Origin of the sequence: Clostridioides difficile ATCC 9689 = DSM 1296 (assembly GCF_001077535.1) — a bacterium.
In the GTDB taxonomy this organism is placed as follows: Bacteria; Bacillota; Clostridia; order Peptostreptococcales; family Peptostreptococcaceae; genus Clostridioides; species Clostridioides difficile.
Window position 1 is genome coordinate 3,473,505 of the sequence record NZ_CP011968.1, and the last position, 22,369, is coordinate 3,495,873.

The following is a 22,369-nucleotide window of genomic DNA, read 5'->3' on the forward strand; positions in this document are numbered from 1 at the left end:
ATTAATTACTCCCTTTAAAACAATTATTAACTTCTATTATGTTCTTTGATAATTTTATTTCTTTATTATCATGTAATATGGTTATATTTCTACCTTTGATTAACTTATAATAAGATTTATATTCTTCTATATTTACAGAAACTAAATTATCTCTAAATAATATATTAAATTTAATATTTTTCCAGTGTTTAGGTATCCTTGGTTCAAAACTTAATTTATCATTTTTTATTTTCATTCCTGCAAATCCATATACTAAACTCATCCATGTTCCACCCATATTAGCAGCATGTATTCCATCACTTGTATTTTTTTGTAGGTTATTAATATCCATTAATGCTGTGTCCATAAAATAGTTATAAGCTTTTTCATGATTTCCAATTTCACTTGCCATCATTCCAAATATTGACCTTGACAAAGATGAATCATGAGTAGTTATTTTTTCATAGTATTCAAAATCTCTCTTCTTTTGTTCTAAGCTAAACTCATCAGGGAAAAGCAACGCTGAAAGTACAGTATCTGCTTGTTTATTTACTTGATATCTATATATTGTTAATGGATGATAATGAAGAAGTAATGGATATTTTTCTTTTGGTGTATTTTTAAAATCCCATACTGATTTTTCTAAAAATGAATCGTCTTGTTTGCTTATTTTCTTCTCTTCATCATATGGTAAATACATATTTTGAGCGGCATTTATCCAGTTTTTCACTTCATATTCTTGTAATTTAACTTTTCTAAATACTTCATTTGAAAATAAATTATGCTTAAATTTATCTACCATCTGTACTGCATATATTAAATTATACTTAGCCATTAAATTAGTGTAGTAATTATTGTTTACTATTGCTGTATATTCATCTGGTCCTGTTACTCCATTTATACAGAATTTATTATTTTTTGATTCTATATAATCTCCAAATTCAACCCAAAATCTTGCTGTTTCTATAAGAATTTCTAAGCCATTTTGCATCATAAATTCTTCATCATTAGTTGCTTCAAAATACGTTCTAATACCATAAGCTATATCTGCATTTATATGAAACTGTGCTGTTCCTGCTGGATAATATGCACTGCATTCATTACCATTTATAGTTCTCCATGAATATAAGCAACCTTTATTTATTCCAAGTTCTCTAGCTCTTTCTCTTGATGCATCTAAGATTGAGTATCTATAATCTAATAAAGCTCTAGCAATGGATGGTTGAGTATATATAAAAAATGGTAATATATACATTTCTGTATCCCAGAAATAATGCCCCTCATAGCCATCACCTGTAAGACCTTTTGCTGATATATTAGTCTTTCCATCTCTTCCTGCTGATTGATAAATATGAAATAAATTGGTTTTTATCCCCAGTTGAAGAGTTTTATCGCCTTCAATCTCTACATCAGAGGTTGTCCAAAACTCATTCATTTTCTTTCTCTGAATATTTTTGACTTTATCAAATCCAATATTACATGCTTCTCTTAAAACCAATTCTAATGATTTTAAATGTGCTTCTGATTCTAAACATTTTAACGACTCCAGACATTCTAATGATTTTAAACGTTCTTCATTTAGATTTAAATCAGAATATACTCTACTATAGCCTACAACAATTTCTAAATTTAACCTTTCATCTTTTTTGGCATAGACTTCTATTTCTCGCTCAATACATTCATCTGAAACATTATAGGTCTCATTTGTAATATTTCCACAAGTAATATATGAATCAAACCCACACCATAACCCTAATCTACTTCTTTCTGTAACTAAATTCATAAAATACTTATTGTTATATTTTTTTACATTAATTTTAAATTGCTTCTTATTTATAGATGCCACTCTTGGGTCATCTACTTTTTCACAATTAAACTTCTCCATACTATTTTCCATTTTATTTTTAAATTTTATTTTTCCATTAAAATTCAATGGTGTTATTGTATATGAAATCATCATTAATTCTTCTATATCTTGTGATACTAATCTTTCTATAGATACTTTAACTTTTCTACCACAAGAGTTTTCCCATATAAATGAACGTTTAAGAATCCCTTCATTTAAATCTAGTATCCTAGAATGTTCACTTGTAATACCTTTTGATAAATCAAAATAATCTCCTTCAATAGAGAAATTTACTATATGAGCATTAGGTAACTTACAGATAGTCTGATTTTGTTTTGCATAGCCATAAGCGCTTTCTCCATATGTAATTGGAGATTCTTCATAAAATCCATTTACATATGTACCCATATTATCTACATACTCATTATTAAAATCAGACTCTTCAATATTCCCTCTAACTCCTAAATGTCCATTCGCTAGTGTAAACAGCGTTTCATTGGATTTTATTGTATCCTTACTAAACCCTTGCTCTATAAGTTGGTCCTTAGTAGTAAATATTAAACTCATAATAACACTCCTTTCTTAAAATGAATTATGCATGAGTTTCCATATCATTAAATAAAATTTCTCCATCTGTTTCTATTACTTTTTTATACCAAAAAGCACTTTGTTTTTTAGTTCTTTTAAATGAGCCTCTTCCATAGTCATCAGAATCAACATGAATTATGCCATATCGTTTTGTCATCTTTCCTTCACTTACACTGGTTACATCTATACATCCCCACATAAGATATCCTATAAGCTCTATTCCATCTTCATTTACTCCAAGAATCATATTTTTAATATGTTCTTTCATGTAATCTATACGATAATCATCAATTATTTTTCCATCTTCATTTACAATATCTTGAGTACCCAGTCCATTTTCTACTATAAATAAAGGTAACTGATACCTTTCATATAACTGATTCATAGTTATTCTTAACCCTACAGGGTCGTTTTGCCATACACTATTTGATTTTGGAAGATATGGATTTTTTATGGTTTCTGGTCCGTTTGCCTTTGATTTTTCTAAACCTTCAGCTCTAGCTGAACTACAAGCACTAGAATAATAGCTAAAAGATACAAAATCTACAGTATTATCCTTAAGTGTTGATAAATCTTCCTCTTTTATTATTAATTTTATTTGATTTGATTTTAAATAATAATTCATAAAGCTTGGATACACACCCCTAACTTGAACATCAGAAAAAAACAAATTATGCCTTTCATGCTCTAAAGTTGCAAATACATCTTCTGGTTTACATGTGTATGGATATGTTTTTCCAGCAGCTAACATACACCCAAACTTAAATTCTTTATTTATATACCTTCCTATTTCTATAGTTTTTGCATTAGCTAATAATTGATGGTGTGCTGCTTGATATTTTTTCTGAAGTTGATTTTCATCAGCTATAAAAGTTAACCCAGCACCTATATATGGAATATGTATTATCATATTCATTTCGTTAAAAGGAATCCAGTATTTGACATCATCTTTATATCTTTTCATCAAAATTTCAGCATATTTTACATATAAATTAACCACTCTTCTATCAGCCCACCCAGAATATTTTTCAACTAGAGAATAAGGTATATCAAAGTGGCTTATCGTTATTAATGGCTCTATATTATATTTTTTTAATTCTTTTATTATATTATCATAAAGTTGTAATCCCTTTTCATTTGGTTCACTTTCTTCTCCTGTTGGGAATATTCTTGACCAAGATATAGAAAATCTAAAACATTTAAAACCTATTTCTGCTAACATTGCTATATCTTCTTTGTAATTTTCACAAAATTTAATCCCTATATGACTTGGATAGTATTGATTATTTTCATTTAAAATATTATCCTCATCTAAACATACATCTTTTAATCTCTTATCATTTAATGGGAGTTTATCAAACTGAGATAAACCTTTTCCTCCATCTAAATAAAACCCTTCACTTTGATTGGCTGAAATTGCCCCTCCCCATAAAAAATCTTTCCCTAATTTCATGCATCTACCTCTTTCACAATATAAAGTTTTATAATTTCTATCTCATATTTAGTTATAAGATTTTTTTCATACTATACCTTTTAAATAATTCAATTTAAAAATCCAATTATATTTTTTACTCACTATAATTAATATTGTCTATTTTCAATACTTTCATATTAAATATCAATATTAGATATCTATGTATATAATTATATATATAGCAAATACATTTTTATATCCTCATTATTGTTATCTTATTCTCATATATTGCTGTATATTTATATATATAAAAGGATTTATTTCGAAATAGAGGTTGTATTGAGAACTAAAATTTAGACTTTATAAATGAATGGAATTTTCATTGTTGAAATACTGAAAATATATTTGATTTCATATAAAAGAAAGTGCCTCATGAACTAAGTTCATTTTGAGACACTCCCTTTTTTTTCCAAGCTATTATATCTTTTTTTAAATTCTAATGGAGAGACTCCAATTTTTTCTTTAAATACTCTGTAAAAAGTTTTTGTACTTCCAAAACCAACTTCTTCAACCAAATCTACAATGGATATATTGTTATTAAGTAATATCCACTTTGCTTTTTCTAATCTATATTCATTTAAAAAAGTTATAAATGTTTTTCCTGTATTTTTTTTGAAAAATTTAGTAAAATAATATACACTAAATCCTACTTCATAAGACACATCTTCTAATTTTATAGGTTGTTTATAATTTTTTTCTACATATTTGAATATATTGTTCAATCTCTCTAATATCTCTTTAGAGTTTATTTCATATTCTACTGTATTTTCTTCAATTTCTCTAGGAATCTGTCTATATAATATAGGAATTAAATTATACATTTTACCTTTTATTGCATAACTATATCCTTCTATTTTGTATAGGTCTTCATTGTAGATATCTATCAATATATCGAAAACTGACTTTCTTATTTTTGCTGACCAATCTCTACTACATTTTTTTATACTACTGAATAAATTAATTAAGCTTTCTTTCTCCTCATTTAATAAAATTAAATCATTAAAAAAAGATATATCAAATTGAAATACTAATCTTTCACTTCCCGGTGATGGCAGTATATAATGAATATCTCCTCCTTTTATTATCACTATCTCGCCTTTTTTTAATTGCATAGGCTTGTCATTTATAAATAGATTTACTACACCTTCTGTTATAAGTAATATTTCTATTTCCTTATGCCAGTGTGGTGTTGTTAATACTTCTCCTTCATTTGATAGAGTACGAAAAGGAAATTCATGTATTAATTTAGGCATTTCTAAATATATTGCCATATATATCCTCTCCTCTCTAGTGTCTAAAAATTAATTTATACTATTTAAAAGAATACACATTTTATTTTAAAAACCTCAAATTTATAATTTATACAATACCTACACTTCATAAAATATATCTAATATTTCTTTTTTTGTATGTGCATTTAAAAGTCTTTCACCTATATTTTTACCACCTAAAATGTAAGCTATTTTAGATATTAATATCATATCTTCATTGCCTCCAGATTGTGGCATAGCAAACATAATTATTACTTTTACAGGTAAGCCATCTATACTTGGCCAATCTACACCTTTTTTAGATTTACCTATTACTACAGATGCCTTCTTTACATATTTTGTTTTTCCATGTGGCATGGCCATTTGATAACCTATACTAGTAGAGCCTATTTTTTCTCTATGTTTTAATGCCTTTATAAACTTACTTTTTAAAGTTATACTTCCTGTATCGTATAATTTATCTACTAATTCCTGTATTATGCCTTCTTTTGTAGTTGATTTCAAATCTAAAATAATGCTTTCTTCTGTTAATATTTCTCTAATTTCCATTTGTTTTCTCCAATAGATTATTCTTAAATAATATTTTAATATCCTCTTTGCTCTTGCAATCTATTATATAGTTTATATAGTTCTTTTGCCTATATAAATTTGATATTTCCATTAAAATATTCTTTAAAAAACTTTGATTACTAATTTCTAAATAAATATCAATAGTTCTAGTAACATTATTGATATTCATTATCCCTTTATTTAATTTACTTTGCTTATGTATATATATATTTAAATCTTTTCCTAATGAAATAGATTCATATTTACTCCCTAAATTCACACCTATTAAACTTTCCATCTGAGCTACATCAAAATTAAAATATATATTATCTTCTAAATACATTCCTAATAAGTTTGTATCTAAGTTCATACTTTTTTTAGGTTTAGAAAGTAAAGCATTTTTTATATTATTAATATCATTTTCCATTAATAGTACTGATACAACTATATGTAATTTATCTTTCAAATCTAAGTTTACAGTAGATATTACAAAGTCTACATCATCTAAATTTCGCTTACTCAACTGATGCATAGGAACTATATCAACTATAGTCCATTCAGGAAATTCTCTTTTTAATCTGGCTGCAAGGAGCTGAGATGTTCCATATCCTGTATGACAAACTACTATTACTCTTTTACTACTCATATTTCTTTCTATTGCCGCTTGAAAATATGTGGCAAGATATGAAACTTCATCTATACTAATATTCTTCAGATTATCATACTCTGTCATAATATTTATAGTCATCATACATAATCCCAGCACATCTGAAAATCGCTCTTGTATCTCTCCTAACAACGGGTTTTTTATTTGGATATCATATCTTAATCTGTTTAACATAGGCCTTACATGAGATGCTAGACTTTTTTGTAGTAAGTCATCATTTTTGAGATTTATATTTAAAAATTGTGACATATTCTCTATCATTATAGATGAAACTTTTTCACTTTCACTTAATCTATCTGATTCATCATTGTAACTACTATTATTTTCGCTACTAAATCCAGATGATACCAAAAAAATATATATGTACATAAGTTCATCTTTCGTTATTTTTACTCTGTATCTATTTTCTATTTTATCTATAAGTGTAGTGACATTTTTATATACTAACTCGTCCAAATTATCTACAGAAATTTCTCTTTCTTTCTGAGATTCTATTTGATTACCTTCTTCGATTCTCTTTAAACATATAAGTATATGGGTAATTAAATTTATATAGTAGGGCTGATTTATAGTATATCCTAAATTGTATTCTAATTCTGTAATTATAGTTTCTACAAATATAATAGAATCAATATCAAATAAATTTATCAATGCACTAAATGTAGCAGAATCTAATCTTGTTAACTCAGATATATCATGTTGTTCATAATTTTCATCTAATAAATCATCCATCATTTTGGCAATCGATTTCCTTATATCCACTTCTTTACCTATAATCTTAGTTCCTTCTAAAGTTTTATTAAGTTTTAAATTGTATTCTTTTATCCATGCCTCTATATATTTAAAATCATTTACTATAGAAGTTTTACTTACATAATATTTATCTGCTAACTGATTTATTGAAGTTATATTATTTGAATTTAGCAATAAATACTTTAAAATCTCCATTCTTCTCTGCTCTACTGATAAAGATTTATTTTCCTTCGATTGTATATTTAAACTATTAATTAAGTCTATGTTCTTCTTTGCTAAATCTTCTATTAATATTCCATAGCCTCTTTTTATATCAATTTTTATATTAAAAGTTTCTAAATATTTCTCAATCATCTTCAAATCTTTTTGTAAAGTTTTATCAGATACATTTAATTTATCTTTAAAGTATTTTATAGGTCTATATTTATTTTCGTTTAGTATCAATTTAAGAAATTCAATTTGCCTCGACACAAGCATACTTAGCCCTCCCTACCTATGTTTATATATTTCTATGTTTATATTAAGTACTATTTTAACATATTTACTAACTATGTAAAATTACTAAGATACTTCTGTATCATAAAAGAATTTATGATACACCTTACTAAATTGATATAATAAGATAATATAATTTCAAAATAAAAATTAAGGATATTTAGAAGTAGTTAACTGATTCTAAATATCCTTATTATTATTCTATATACTTGTTGTTATTCCATTAATTATTTTTACTATTATTTATAATTTAAGCACCAAGTAATTCAACTTCACTATTTTCACTCCTTATAGTAGGCTTTGTTACCCCTATAATCAATGCTGTTATTACTGTACCAATCAATATACAAGCTATATATGCAACTGGTGCACTACATGCAAATGGTATTACAAATATTCCCCCATGTGGTGCCATTAAAGTTATATCTAAACTCATACATATTGCCCCACCTATACAAGAACCAATTATATTTGCTGGAATCATTCTTAATGGGTCTGCAGCTGCAAACGGTATTGCGCCTTCTGTTATGAAAGATGCCCCCATTATAGCAGTTGGTAGAGATGACTTTCTTTCTTCTTTAGTAAACTTATTTTTGAATATTAACATAGCTAATGATATTGCTAATGGAGGTACCATTCCTCCTACCATTAATGCTGCTGATGGTTCAAATATATTACTTGAAAACATAGCCAATCCAAAAGCTGAAGCTGTTTTATTAATAGGTCCTCCCATATCTGATGCCATCATCCCTGCTAATATTGCACCTAATAATACTTTATTAGTTCCAGACATACTTTGTAACCAAGATTGTAAAGCTTCATTTAACCATGATGCTGGCGTATTAACTACAAAGAACATTATAGCTCCACTCGTAAATGCAATCAAAAGTGGACATATCAATACAGCATTTACTCCTTTTAATACATCTGGTAAATTTTCTGTTATCTTCATTACTCCTAAAGCTATATATCCTGTTGCAAAACCAGCTACCATACCACCTATAAAACCTGAACCTCCAATAACTGCCATAAAACCAGCTATCATAGCAGGAGCAAATCCTTGTCTTCCTGCTATTGATTTAGCTATAAAACCAGCAAGTATCGGTATAAATAACTTAAATGCTGAATCGCCTCCAAGTTGTCCAAAGAATCCAGCTATAGGGTTGTATGTTTCATGAGTTGGGTCTGATGCAAATATACCAAACATAAAAGCTATGGCTATACCAATTCCACCTATCACTACAAATGGAATCATTTCAGATACACCACTCATTAAGTGCTTATAAACACCCTTTTTCTCTGACCCTTGAAGCATTTCTTTTGAATCTTCTAAAGTCTTTCCACCTGGTTTAATTTCTTTAGCCATTCCATTTTCAGCGTTTATAATTAAATTTTTAGCTAATGAAACATTCTTAGCATCTACTACTTTCTTTTGTAGCACTTTCTTTCCTATAAATCTACTCAGTTGAACTTCTTTATCACAAGCTATTATTACGTATTCAGCTCTTTTTATATCTTCTTTAGTCAACTTATTTTCTACACCTATAGCTCCATGAGTTTCTATTTTAACTTCATATCCAAGTTCTTGACCTGCTTCCTCTAATGCTTTTTTTGCCATAAAAGTATGAGCTATACCTGTTGGACATCCTGTTATCCCAACTATAAGACCTTTATTTTGATTATTACTAAAATCTCCTGATTCTGCAGCTTTATTATTAAATATACTTAATATTTCGTATGGAGTTTCTGCACTTAGTAGATGCTTAAGAAAATTTTCTTCCATTAGATATGTAGCTAGTTTAGATATAATCTTAAGATGTTCATCTGAACCTGATTCTGGAACTGCTATCATAAAAAATGACCTAAGTTTTTGACCATCATTATCTGTAATCTCTCTATCTGTTCTTAAATACATCATTACAGGTTGATTTACTACATTTGACTTAGCATGAGGTATAGCTATTAAATTACCCATATTAGTTGATGATTCTTTTTCACGTTTATTAATATCAGCTATAAACTTTTCTTTATTATTTATATAATTTCCATGGTACAAATGATTTGCCATATAATTAATTACATCTTTTTTTGTTTGTAATTGTTTATCTAGTACAATACAATCGCTTCGTAGTATTTTACCTATCATAAATTCTCCCCTCCTTTTAATTTGTTACCTCATAATTAATTTTTATTTTTATAAAAGCACTTTAACTTATCTATAGCATTGAATAGATTCATTTTAAACTCTATAACTTCTCTTGCAGCTTTTATACATGGTGGATATATAGTATCTGGCTCATATAAGCTTGGGTTTTGTTCTAATAGTTCTCTGCACTTCTTATAATATGCCGACTTAACATCACTCGAAATATTTATTTTACAAACTCCTAGTTTAACTGCTTGTGCTATTTCTTCATCTGGATTTGATGAACCACCATGAAGAACTAAAGGTATATCTACTACTTCTCTTATTTCTTTTAATAAATCTAGTTTAAGCTCTGGTTTAAAACCTTTTGGATATATACCATGTGCTGTACCAATTGCAATAGCTAGTGTTTCTACTCCTGTTTTTTCAACAAAATCCTTAGCTAATTTTGAATCTGTATATATTATTTCATCAGTACCACCTTCACTTGATGTTCCTGTTGTTCCTATTGTTCCAAGTTCTCCTTCTACGGACACATTTAATCCTTTTGCTATTTCTACTATTTCCCTAGATATAGCTACATTCTCTTCATATGGTAAATGTGAGCCATCAATCATTACTGATGTAAATCCACATCTTATTGCCTTTAATATTTGTTCTTTATTTTCCCCATGATCTAAGTGTATTACCATAGGTACTTTACTCTTATTTGCTTCTTCTATGCAACTAGCTACAAAGCTATCTCCTAGAAAACTTAGCTCATTTGGGTGTATTGCAAGTATTACTGGTGCATTTTTTTCGTTAGCACTCTGTACTACTGCTTTAAGTATTTGCCCACTTCCTATATTAAATGCTGGTACAGCAAATTGATTTTCTTGTGCCACTTTTAGCATTTCCTTCATATTTATTAACATATTGTACCTCCCGATATTTTAAATTTTAGGTTGAATTTGCTTCTTGTTAATTTTGTTGTTGTTTATATTTAAATAATATCAGGGTAATGAAGCTCAGAAAATAACAATCGTTTTCCTTAGTGAAAAGGAACTTTTATTATACACTCTAAGTTCCTTTTCACTAAATAATTTTTAGAAGTCTGCATCATAGTTAATTATATTTCTCATGTACATCTTCTCTTTTTAAGTGTTTTATGCTTTAGCCTTCCTAGATTTTATAATAAACAATTAAGATACATTAACTATAAATTTAAAGATACTCATGCAATAGTTAATGCTATATTAGAGTCAAAAAAATTAAAAAGATATTAGCTATTTGGCCAATACCTTTTCTTGGATTCCAATAGTATATACGATTTATAGAAATCTTACTCACGATTATCTAATGTTTTACTTCCATAAACTTTGCATAAAACACCAAAGTGACACCCTCCAAATTCATCTCTAGCTAATAAAGTGATTTGGTTTTCTAAGCACCAATTTATAAATTAGCCTTTGTTATCTTATGTAAATCTTTTTCTATCTAATTTAAAAATTATTCCTAATGCTATATAGCATATACCAATTACTAATACACCATAAGCCATAGATACTCCTATCTTAAATTCTTGCATATTAATTACAATAGAAACTGAAATAGGTTTATTACAAACACCATAAAGCAAGGCTGACATTGTATATTATCCAATTGTATGAATGAATACTAATATAGCTCCTTTTAATTAAATGATGCTATATAAATCATATTTATCCCAATTTTTAGCCTAACTTCTTTATATTCCTTTTTAATAAAAAAAGATATTGACTAAATAGTCAATATCTTTTAGTTGATTTAAATACCCACAATTTTAATCTAATTTTTAAGTGTTTCCTTAACATAATCTTATAAATATTAAAATTTATCTACCTATAAAATTTCTCCATTAAATTTTATTACATTTTATCTTAAAACAATTATAATCTGACCTTAATCATATATTATATAAATATTTTTAATAAACTTAATAATTAAATAACTATATTTCATTATCCATCTTATAAATGTTTATAAACTTTCCACTATTCTTCTTCAATAAATTCAAACAAATTTTCTACTGTAGTATCGAATACTTTAGCGATATCCATAGCTAACTTCAAAGAAGGATTATATTTCCCATTTTCTAAGTGTACAATAGTCTCACGTCTTACCCCAACCAATTTAGCAAGTTCATTTTGCGTCATAAGGAGTTTTTCTCTGTATTCTTTAATTTTTGTTTTCATCAATATTGCCACTTAGTTACATATCCCCCTTTTATCAAAGTATATATACAACACTAATTTAGATAAAGACTGTATAAATAAAACTGCAATGAGGATTATACCTGTATCTAGGTTTGATATATTTATATTACTTGTATAAGGTGTTGCAAAGAAAATAGATATTATTACTATAGAATATATCATTATTTTTATTGCAATCTTATTAACCTTTGATAGTATAAATTCAGATGATTCATCAACTAAATCATTATATTTTTTATTATAAATTGAATAACATCCAAAAACTATTAACCAACTCAACCCTGGAAGAGAAGCAGTGCTTGGACCTTTAAAAATATACTTAGTGGCTAATACAGCTATAAAAAAATAAGTTATTACAATCAACTCCAGGATAAGCTTTGATCTTACACCAGTTTCTGATTTAGACATATAAAATCACTCCTTAAAAATTATATTCTCTATACTCTTTAATTTTCGTTTTTATCAATATTATCACTTAGTTGCATATTCCCTTTCTATCAAAATGTATATACAAAATTAATTTAGATAAAGATTGTATAAATAAAATAGCTAAGAGAATTACACCTATATCCAAATTTGATATATCCAAACCTCTTGTATAATTTGCTGAAAAGAAAACAGATATTAGCAAAATAGAATATAACATTATTTTTGATGCAATATGATCAACCTTTAATAACATAAGTTTTGACGCCTCGTCAACTAAATCATTATATTTTTTATTATACATGAAGTCACATGCCCAAAAAGCGAATAAAATTATAAAAGTAATACAAAGATTTCCCTCTTTAAAAATAAACTTTTTTAATAATGAGTCTATAAAAAAATAGGATATCATAAGTAACTCTGAAACAAGATTTGTTTTAACACCAAGCTCTGATTTAGACATATAAAATCACCCCTTAAAAGTTATATATTTATAACACCTTATGTTATAAATATATAACTTTTCCAAATAAATTGCAATAGAATATTGAAAATATTCAATAATATCTTCATAAATATATTTTATAAAAGATTTTATAATAAACATTACAATACAGTACTAAATTAGTTTATTTCATCTATCATCTCAATCATATCATTTACTAACTATTATTCTAATGAGCATATAACATTGAAACTTATAATTATACAACCTAAATGCCTCCCAATGTACCCTCAAAAACATCATTTCCTGTAACTGAAGTATAATTGGTATATTTTATCACTGAAATAAAAAAGCACTAGTCAATAAAGACTAGTATTTTCAAGTATTTTATCATTCTTTTTTTAATTATTGGAGACGAATCATCAGAATAATGCCCATAATTTATCTATATGCAAATTCTAAATTTAAAATAAAGTTTCAGATAAATTTACTATTCTATGCTATGATACAACAGAAAAAACTGAAATCTATGAGTGGTAGCTTCATATAATCCTAGTTCCTACAGTAATCAAAACTGAGGTTTATTCTATATGTAACTAATGATAAATTTTATTATAGGAGTTATTAGCTCTATTTGTGTTACTATAAGTAGTAATTATATATATGATAATTTTTTAACACTTTTCTGTTGGCTATATAGAAAGTGGTTTAGAATTTAAATTTAAATAAAATTTAAATTCACCAAAAAGAAATCTATATTAGAAACCACTACTCTATTCCACCAGATTGTAATTTTTTGTTCTTTATATCACAGTGCTATACCATATTAAATTGAAAAATAAGTTTTAAATTTATTTGTTACAATTCATTAATTCAAAAAAATATTTTGAGTCATGAGTTTTGTAAAGATTTAGCCATGAATTTAATGCTTCTGATTCAAAAACATCTAAAAGTTTCAATACTTGAAACGTAAATTCCAACGGAGCAATTCCTGAAGCCGTAACTAAATTTTCATCACTAACTACAGATTCCGTTTTATAATATTTTTCTCCAGAGTAATTTGGTATTACCATTTTAAGAAACTCTAAGTCATTACTTGTATGATTTCTAAAATCTAATAGCCCTTTTTTAGCTAGGCCTAATGTAGCTCCACATATGGCTGCAACTATAGAATCTTGTATTAAAGCTTCTTTAACTTTTTCTAATATTATCTCATGATTCATGGATAACCAAGTATTTCCCCCTGGCAAAATTAATAAATCCTTACTTTCCATATTAAACTCATCAACTGTAATTTCAGGTAAAACTCTTAACCCACCCATTGTTATAATAGGATTTTTATCAATTCCTACAGTAATTACTTTTAGTGGTTTTAATCCTTTTTTAAAATATCTTCCTGTATTTAATTCAGCAGTTAAATATGCCACTTCCCAATCTGACATAGTATCAAATACATACATATATACTTTTCTATTTTTCATCTTTTTTACTCCTTATGTAATTAATTTATATATCTAATTATAAAATAACTTAACTGACATATTCAGTCAGTTAAGCTATTAAATTTGATAATAATCAATTAATTCTAGTAAATCTTCAATTATTTTCTTCCTAAGGCTTAGTGGTTCAATTACTTGTATTGTCTTTCTATAAGGTAAAAGTATATTTGGTATGTACTTGCATATTACTTCCTCTTCAAGCATAAATATTATTTTATTAGGTGTTCTTTCTTTCAAGTAGTGCCCTAAAAACCAATGTTGGCTTAAACTATCTAAAGAATCTATACTCCCTTCTACAACTAATTGAATTATATTTTGTTCATCTTTTATTTCAGGTATAATTCCTTTTATAAAAAATTCACTTGCTGAAAATTCTGTCGGTCTGTTAAATGTATTTGATGTTTCTATGATTTCACTAATCCTATCCACTCTGAAACTACGTACCTCATTTCTCATATTACAAAATGCAACTACGTACCAATTATTATTCCAGTGAACAATTCCATATGGATTTATAATTCTATATTTTGATTTTGCTTTACGACCTGCATGATAGTTGATTTCTACAGATAGCTCCTTTAATATACTATTCTCCAATTTTTTAAGTACTGATTCTATAGACACTTTCCCAATTGGTTTTATTACTTCAAGGGCTCTTAAGTGGTTTGTTAAAATATCTTCTTGTTTTTGATTTGAATACATTTTTAACTTTAATATCGATTTATCTAATGCTTCGTCTAAGAAGTATCCTTCTTTTTTAGCAAATAGTGCTGCATGAAGTAGAGATTTTTGCTCTTCTATATCAAAAAAAAGAGGTGCTTTAGTAAAATTATTTAAAAGGCTATACCCACCATTATGACCTGTATCTGAAATTATAGGTACTCCACTCGCAGAAAGTACATCAATATATCGGTACACTGTTCTTATATTTATTTCTAATTTTTCAGCTATCTGTTTTGCTGTAATTTTTTTGTCAGAGTTTAACATCCACAGTATAGACATCATATTGTCAATTTTAGCCATGTAGTTTCACCTCTTTCTATTTGTTATATAAAGTTATTATATAACTTTTTGATTGATTTTTTACAAAAAAACATTAGTAAACTGCTAATAATTTATACTAAGATTTATTTCAAATATTTATAGATAGTCTTTTTCTATAGTTAAGTTATCCATTAAATTACATAGTAGTATATCCATTTTAGTTGATATATTTTCAGCTACCTCCCTTGAATATTATTACAATAAGTCTAAATCTTCTTTCTTCCATAAATATATTATGAGGAAAGACTATCATCTTTAATGGTTTAATAGTATAAAAGATATTAATTTTAAAAAATCTATTTTTATATCAGATGGGTATTGTTTTTTATAAAACTGAAAAAATCACCTAATAGAATCTATGATTTTTTAACATAACCTCCATAAATTAGTACCAATTATCACTTCAAATTCAAATTTTTATCTGAAGAATATACAATCATATTTCCATACTCAACATAATATTGAGTGTTTGGCTTGTATTTACAAATTATTATTCTAACAAAAACAACTATACATAGATTAAAATCATCTTCTAAACATAACTACTAAAATTGAATTAATGATATCAATTCCATTAATCTCTTTTAATAAAAAATTCTCTTTTCTATATGAAAATTATTTCAAAGCTTTTAAGTTAAATACAAAAATGACTATAAATAGATTTTTATTTACACAAATCTATTTATAGTCACTATAGTTTATCCAATAAAATAATAAAATAAATATGTACACAATAAATGTTATTTACGTCTTAAGTATTTATTTGTTAGATTTTTAATTAAAAAAAACAAGCTAATGAACATTAATGCTAAATCTAGCATTATATTGCTTTGATCTCCTGTTTGTACATTTTGACCTACATTACTATCTAAACTTTCATCTGTATCTATATTTATATCCGGTTTTCCATCTCCATCTATATCTATATTTACATCCGGCTTTCCATCTCCATCTATATCTATATTTACATCCGGCTTTCCATCTCCATCTGTATCTATATTTATATCTGGTTTTCCATCTCCATCTGTATCTATATTTATATCTGGTTTTCCATCTCCATCTGTATCTATATTTATATCTGGTTTTCCATCCCCATCTGTATCTATATCTGGTTTGCTATTTCCTCCATTATCTATATCTGGTTTGCTATTTCCTCCATTATCTGGGTCTGGTTTACTATTTCCACCGTTATCTGGATCCGGTTTGCTATTTCCTCCATTATCTGGATCTGGTTTACCATTGCCACCGTTATCTGGATCTGGTTTGCTATTTCCTCCGTTATCTGGATCCGGTTTGCTATTTCCTCCACTACCTGAATCCGGTTTGCTATTTCCTCCATTACCTGAATCCGGTTTGCTATTTCCTCCATTACCTGAATCTGGTTTGCTATTTCCTCCATTACCTGAATCTGGTTTGCTATTTCCTCCATTACCTGAATCTGGTTTGCTATTTCCTCCATTACCTGAATCTGGTTTGCTATTTCCTCCATTATCTGGATCCGGCTTGCTATTTCCTCCATTATCTGGATCTGGCTTATTTAGATTTGGATTACCTGTATCATAACCTCCTGAGCCAGTATCTACATTTTTATCAGGCTTCCAATAATCATCTACTCCATCATTATCTGTATCTATTGCTGGACGATTATAATCTGTATCAGGGTTTCCATCTCCATTGGTATCTATATTTTTATCAGGTTTCCAAATACCATCTCCATTTCCACCTTCTGTACTAGGCTTCCATTCACCTGTATTATCAGTATCTATGTTAATATCTGGCTTCCAATCACCACTCGTATCTATATTGATATCTGGCCTTCCATCACCATCAGTGTCTATATTTATATCCGGTATTCCATCCCCATCTACATCTACATTTGTCATATCTAACTTTAACTTCTTTTCATCCTCACTACCTTCAATGTAATTTATATCATCTCCAATATATTTTACAGTAATAGTTTGTTCAGTAGTAAAAATATGATGATTGCTATCTAAAGGTCTCCATTCAATAGATGCAGTACTATAATTATGACTCTCACTACCCTTATTATGAGTTTTTAATTCTACTGGATCTTTATATTCCTTTCCATTAATATAGAATTGTACGTAACCTCTTGGAGAGGCACAATCTGGTCCTTCTTTCTTATCTGGTGAAATAGTAACATTTAATGTAAACGTATCTGTTGGTTTAAAAACATCAGTTTTAGCTTTAGACTCTTCTACAACTAATGAAGTTTCTGTATCAGCAGGAATAATTTCTGCCTTATAGTATGCTCTATGCCCCCAATAAGCATCCTTAAAAGGATATATACTCGAAAACTGTGTTGATGTAATGCTTAATTGATATTTCCCAGCATCAACTTGTTTTGTAAGATCATCACTTCCTAAATTTATATCTGGTTCCATCGTTTCCTCATTTAAACGTTGAGAACTAATAGTCATAAATTTTTTATCTGTGAGTTTTTCACCTTTAGGAGTAGTTATTGGAATACCACCATCTTTTAATAGCCAATCTAAAAATGATTTTTCTACGTCTTCTTCAAATGGTAATCCATCATATCTTTTAATAATCAAATATGGTGGAGTATCATCAATAGTAAATTCTTCATATTGCTTTAAAAATTGAGAACCTGAACCTATATCTTTAATATAAAAATCATCTGGTTTTAGAACTTCTCCAGTAATTTTATCTATAACAACTAAATTAACAGATACTTCAGATCCAGTAAATTTATCAGAGAACCATAAGTAAAGAATCCCTTGAGCATCTGTATAACTAGGTGCTCCATAAGGATAAATTTTTCCATCAATTAGCATTTTAAAATCATCAACTAGTGTAGTACTAACTTTATCTTGCCCTAAATACGTTAGAGATATTTTATTCATAAAAACTTTTGTTTTCTTTTCTAAATCACCGTATGCAACTGCTCCACCTAAACTTTTGAATGTTGTTGCTTTTAATGAACCACCTGTTACTATAACATCTCCCGTTGTAGCACTTAGGTCAAAAATCCAATCTCCCACTCCTGTCATATAAGGTAAAATCGTTCCTCCAGTTACAAGTATACGATATCCTCTATTTGTTCCTGGATTAACACATCCATCCCCAAATGCACTACCATGTGCACCTCCATATGAATAGGAAAGTCCACCATTAATTGTAATATTCCCACTATAACCAGAACCTGTGCTAGGATCTACTACTGAGGGACTTAATGCATTCTTTGTTGTTGTATAGTATCCTCCACCTATTCCAGCTCCATGGTATGCACCTTTAGCAGTTATAGTACCACCATTGATTGTGATATCTCCACCACTACCATTACCGCCTCCACCTATTCCAGCTCCATATCCTGTATTACGACTCGATTCTTGACCTATAGCAGTTATAGCACCACCATTAATAATAATATTTCCTCCACTTTCAGTATTTCCACCGCCAATACCTGCAGAATAATAATTTCCAACAACTTTTAAACTTCCTCTATTATTACTATCTAGTAGTGTAAGGCGATCTCCTTTTTTTAACTTGTCTCCATTTTCTAGAGTTACATCTCTAGGAATTTTTCCACCCTCAGGAACTATAAACTCGCCTTCAATATCTCTATTTACAACAGAATCATCAATAATTAGAGTAGTACCTTTTCCTGCTCTCATACCTGGATAATATACATCACCTGACTCTAGCTTGTTTTCACTACCATCTTGTAATATAACATGTGCATATGCACCACCATCTTTATCTGGTGTTAAAGTAAATGGACTATTAGATGCAGTTTTAATATTTACTCCATCAAATATTAATTCAGCTTTTACATCTTTAGGTATAACAATCCTATGTGTTGTTGGAGTATTTGGATTATTATTTTGAATTGTCATTTGTTTTCCACTAAGAATAGTTAAAACGCCACTTGCAAATTTAAAATCGACATTTATTTCTCCACCACTAATTTTAAAGTCTCCTACAGATGTAGGATCTTCTGCAGTGGCTTCTTCCACAACTAATGCATTCATATCTCCTTCTGCATTTCCTGCATTAGAATCTTCTTCTGCATTTCCTGCATTAGAATCTTCTTCTGCATTTCCTGCATTAGCATCTCCTTCTGCATTTCCTGCATTAGCATCTCCTCCTGCATTTCCTGCATTAGCATCTCCTTCTGCATTTCCTGCATTAGTATCTCCTCCTGCATTTCCTGCATTAGCATCCCCTCCTGCATTTCCTGCATTAGCATCCCCTTCTGCATTTCCTGCATTAGCATCCCCTCCTGCATTTCCTGCATTAGTATCTCCTTCTGCATTTCCTGCATTAGTACTTTCTTCTATAGTATCTGCGAAAGTATTTGACGCATTAAATGATGCTACTGATCCAAGTCCCATTGAGATACTTAAAATCATTGATAGTGCTTTCTTTTTACATTTTTGTTGCATAAATTCCCCCTCCCCTTAATAATTTTTAATATACACTGTATACATCCTTATATACACTCTAATAATTCTTAATATACACTGTATACATCCTTATATACACTCTAATAATTTTTAATATATACTTAAAACTTATATTTGTCAATGAATATACAGTTTTTTTCAACCTTATATATTATAAGTATTCATTATTTGCTAAATAACTACAATAAAAATTTTAATTATATAAAATTTATTTAATCTTTTATATAATAATACAAGGGGTAATTAATTGAAAAAACTAGTAAAAATATTAATAAATATTATTTGCATTATTACGCTAACTTTCTCTAGCCTTTCGATTTACATAAAATTATCTGAATATAAAAAGCTGATGAAGTATATACGGAACTCAGAGAAAACACTATCAATAATAGCAAACATCAAGAACTTTATGATAAAAATAATGATTATAGATTCTGGCTTAAAATAAACAACGTAAATATAGACTATCCTGTAGTACAAGGATATAACAATGATTTCTACCTAACTCATGATTTTTATAAAAATTATCTTCCTTTAGGTAGTATTTTCATGGATTATAGAAATAATTTTGAAAATGATAAGAGTTTAATAGTCTATGGTCATTATATGAAAAATAAAACTATGTTTGGTCAGCTAGAAAACTATACTGATGAAGTATTTTTCAAAGAAAATAATTTAGTAGAAATAAATTATAAAGTACAAACTTATACTTATGAAATTTTTTCAGTATATACTGCTGACTTAATTAACAGAGATTATTTAAGTATACACTTTAATAATAATGATGAGTTTAAATATTCTTTGAATTATATAACCTAAAAATCAGTACACAAATCTGATATAAAGGTAGATATTTCAGATAAAATTATAACTTTGTATACTTGTAAATATGAATTTAAAGATGCTCTTACTATAGTTCATGCTAAATTAATTTCAAAAAAGAGACCTATAAGTAGGTTTGTGTAAATGCAGACTTATCTACAGTCTTTTTTGAACGTAAAATTGGTAAGTATAGAATAATATTCATATTAAACTTTTGTAGGCAAAGAAATGAAAAATCAAAGAGAAATAATTATTACAGATTTAGATTACCAAGCTGAATTAAGAAAGTGTAAAACTATGGAGGATGTAGTTAGTGAAGATAATATATAATAGTTTAACTTATAAATTATCTTGGTGATATTAATGAAGTTTCAAAGTATATATTATTTATTGATATAAATAAAATTAAATCTGTTGCTAATAGATGTACCTTTGTTTGGAGACAAACTATTGAAGAAATATAACTAAAATGTTGAAGTAGCTACCTGACTTTATTTTGAAATGCGAACAAGATTTTGGCATTAAGATAATTTAGAAAGAATCACTGGTACACAAGGATGTGAACTTAGAATGAATAGAAGTATTCAGGCATAAGGAGCTTTCACCCAAATAAAACATAGTATGAACTTTAAAAGAATTCTAATCAGAGGCAATCAAGATATTCTTTCAGAGTTTATACCTGTAGTGTTAGCCTATAGTATTTCTAAGTTTCACAAATAAGATAATCATTAATAAATGTAGTATGTATATTCATCCTCTCAAAACTATTTTTTAATCTTACACTTTGTAAATTATTCTATTTTAAAATGGTATTTTTATACCTTTATTTCTTATGACCGTTTTCAAGCTCAAATTTTGCATAAATATAAATTAATGAAAAGCAAGTAAAAAAAGAACTGTCGCACAGCAATTTAAAATTACTCATTCGACAGTCCTTATTTCGTGGATTTAAATAGTGGAGAAGAATCACAAGAATAATACCCACGATTAAACCTTTATACAATACATTTTATATGACTTTACCATCACTAATAGTTATTATACAATCAGCCATCTTAGCTATTTCATCATTATGAGTTATCATAACCAACGTCTGCTTGTATTCATTTACACAATACTTTAGTAAATTCATCACCTCATTAGTTGTTTTACTGTCTAAATTTCCAGTAGGTTCATCTGCAAAAATTATTGATGGCTTATTGGCAAGTGATCTTGCTATTGCAACTCTTTGTTGTTGACCACCTGATAATTCATTAGGAAATTTATTAATCTGACTTTCTAATCCTAACTTAGTTATTAAATCATTAATATAATTATTATCTATCTTTCCTTTAGCAATTAAAATAGGAAGAACTATATTATCATAAACATTGATAACAGGTATTAGATTATAGTTTTGGAATATAAACCCAAATTCTTTACTTCTAAGATTAGATAGCTTTTCATCACTTAAAGTATATAAATCTAAATTATCCATAAATACATTACCTAAAGTTGGTTTATCAAGCCCTGCCATACAGTGAAGTAATGTGCTTTTTCCAGAACCACTTTGTCCAATTATTGCACTAAATTTATGGGGTTCTATCTCTAAAGTAATTCCATCAACAGCCTTTATTTCATTTTCTCCTTTTCCATATATTTTTTTAATATCTATAACTTTTAACATCTTCATACATTTAC

Annotated in this window: 16 protein-coding genes; 1 reads left to right on the top strand and 15 read right to left on the bottom strand. The window is 27.8% G+C overall.

The features are described 5' to 3' along the window. Position 1: 1 nt before the first annotated feature. The 14 genes from CDIF1296T_RS16210 to cbpA form a co-directional block, all read right to left on the bottom strand. Positions 2-2,392 (bottom strand): glycoside hydrolase family 65 protein, encoded by a 2,391-nt coding sequence (locus CDIF1296T_RS16210; RefSeq protein ID WP_009898234.1) that lies wholly within the window; start codon positions 2,390-2,392, stop codon positions 2-4. Between the two features lie 25 nt (positions 2,393-2,417). Then, a complete protein-coding gene (locus CDIF1296T_RS16215; RefSeq protein ID WP_009893830.1) occupies positions 2,418-3,866 on the bottom strand; it encodes a family 1 glycosylhydrolase in 1,449 nt (482 codons plus the stop codon). A 404-nt stretch (positions 3,867-4,270) separates the two neighbouring features. After that, a complete protein-coding gene (locus tag CDIF1296T_RS16220; RefSeq protein WP_009898235.1) occupies positions 4,271-5,158 on the bottom strand; it encodes an AraC family transcriptional regulator in 888 nt (295 codons plus the stop codon). Between the two features lie 99 nt (positions 5,159-5,257). Further along, positions 5,258-5,707, bottom strand: a complete 450-nt coding sequence (locus tag CDIF1296T_RS16225) for a PTS sugar transporter subunit IIA (protein ID WP_003431315.1) — start codon at positions 5,705-5,707, stop codon at positions 5,258-5,260. Then, positions 5,697-7,604, bottom strand: coding sequence for a BglG family transcription antiterminator (locus tag CDIF1296T_RS16230; RefSeq protein ID WP_009898236.1), 1,908 nt, complete (start codon positions 7,602-7,604; stop codon positions 5,697-5,699). Before CDIF1296T_RS16230 ends, CDIF1296T_RS16225 begins: the two co-directional genes overlap by 11 nt. Before the next feature lie 268 nt (positions 7,605-7,872). After that, positions 7,873-9,768 carry a PTS fructose transporter subunit IIABC gene (locus CDIF1296T_RS16235; RefSeq protein WP_003440068.1) on the bottom strand — a complete coding sequence of 632 codons (1,896 nt, stop codon included), beginning with the start codon at positions 9,766-9,768 and terminating at the stop codon, positions 7,873-7,875. A 35-nt stretch (positions 9,769-9,803) separates the two neighbouring features. Beyond that, a complete protein-coding gene (locus tag CDIF1296T_RS16240) occupies positions 9,804-10,682 on the bottom strand; it encodes a ketose-bisphosphate aldolase (RefSeq protein ID WP_009898237.1) in 879 nt (292 codons plus the stop codon). A gap of 542 nt (positions 10,683-11,224) precedes the next feature. Beyond that, the gene (locus tag CDIF1296T_RS19580) at positions 11,225-11,395 is read right to left on the bottom strand and encodes a hypothetical protein (protein WP_009898238.1); all 171 of its coding nucleotides are present in this window, start codon (positions 11,393-11,395) and stop codon (positions 11,225-11,227) included. Between the two features lie 385 nt (positions 11,396-11,780). Continuing rightward, positions 11,781-11,993: a helix-turn-helix transcriptional regulator gene (locus CDIF1296T_RS16245; RefSeq protein ID WP_003440076.1), complete on the bottom strand. Its 213-nt coding sequence runs from the start codon at positions 11,991-11,993 to the stop codon at positions 11,781-11,783. Then, complete coding sequence (locus tag CDIF1296T_RS16250) at positions 11,994-12,410, bottom strand: hypothetical protein (RefSeq protein ID WP_009898239.1); 417 nt, start codon at positions 12,408-12,410, stop codon at positions 11,994-11,996. A gap of 67 nt (positions 12,411-12,477) precedes the next feature. Next, positions 12,478-12,891 carry a hypothetical protein gene (locus tag CDIF1296T_RS16255; protein ID WP_009898241.1) on the bottom strand — a complete coding sequence of 138 codons (414 nt, stop codon included), beginning with the start codon at positions 12,889-12,891 and terminating at the stop codon, positions 12,478-12,480. Positions 12,892-13,724: 833 nt separating this feature from the next. Further along, positions 13,725-14,354, bottom strand: coding sequence for a type 1 glutamine amidotransferase family protein (locus CDIF1296T_RS16260; RefSeq protein ID WP_009898242.1), 630 nt, complete (start codon positions 14,352-14,354; stop codon positions 13,725-13,727). A gap of 78 nt (positions 14,355-14,432) precedes the next feature. Further along, positions 14,433-15,395 (bottom strand): helix-turn-helix transcriptional regulator, encoded by a 963-nt coding sequence (locus tag CDIF1296T_RS16265; protein WP_009898243.1) that lies wholly within the window; start codon positions 15,393-15,395, stop codon positions 14,433-14,435. Between the two features lie 761 nt (positions 15,396-16,156). Next, positions 16,157-19,846, bottom strand: coding sequence for a collagen-binding adhesin CbpA (cbpA, locus tag CDIF1296T_RS16270; RefSeq protein WP_074174526.1), 3,690 nt, complete (start codon positions 19,844-19,846; stop codon positions 16,157-16,159). 480 nt (positions 19,847-20,326) lie between these two features. Here cbpA and CDIF1296T_RS19800 point away from each other — a divergent pair, with 480 nt between their 5' ends. Further along, entirely contained in the window at positions 20,327-20,686 is a 360-nt protein-coding gene (locus tag CDIF1296T_RS19800; protein WP_231298906.1) for a class B sortase, read from the top strand. Positions 20,687-21,698: 1,012 nt separating this feature from the next. On the opposite strand, the gene CDIF1296T_RS16280 is transcribed toward CDIF1296T_RS19800, so the two are convergent. After that, entirely contained in the window at positions 21,699-22,361 is a 663-nt protein-coding gene (locus CDIF1296T_RS16280; protein ID WP_009903509.1) for an ABC transporter ATP-binding protein, read from the bottom strand. Positions 22,362-22,369: the final 8 nt, after the last annotated feature.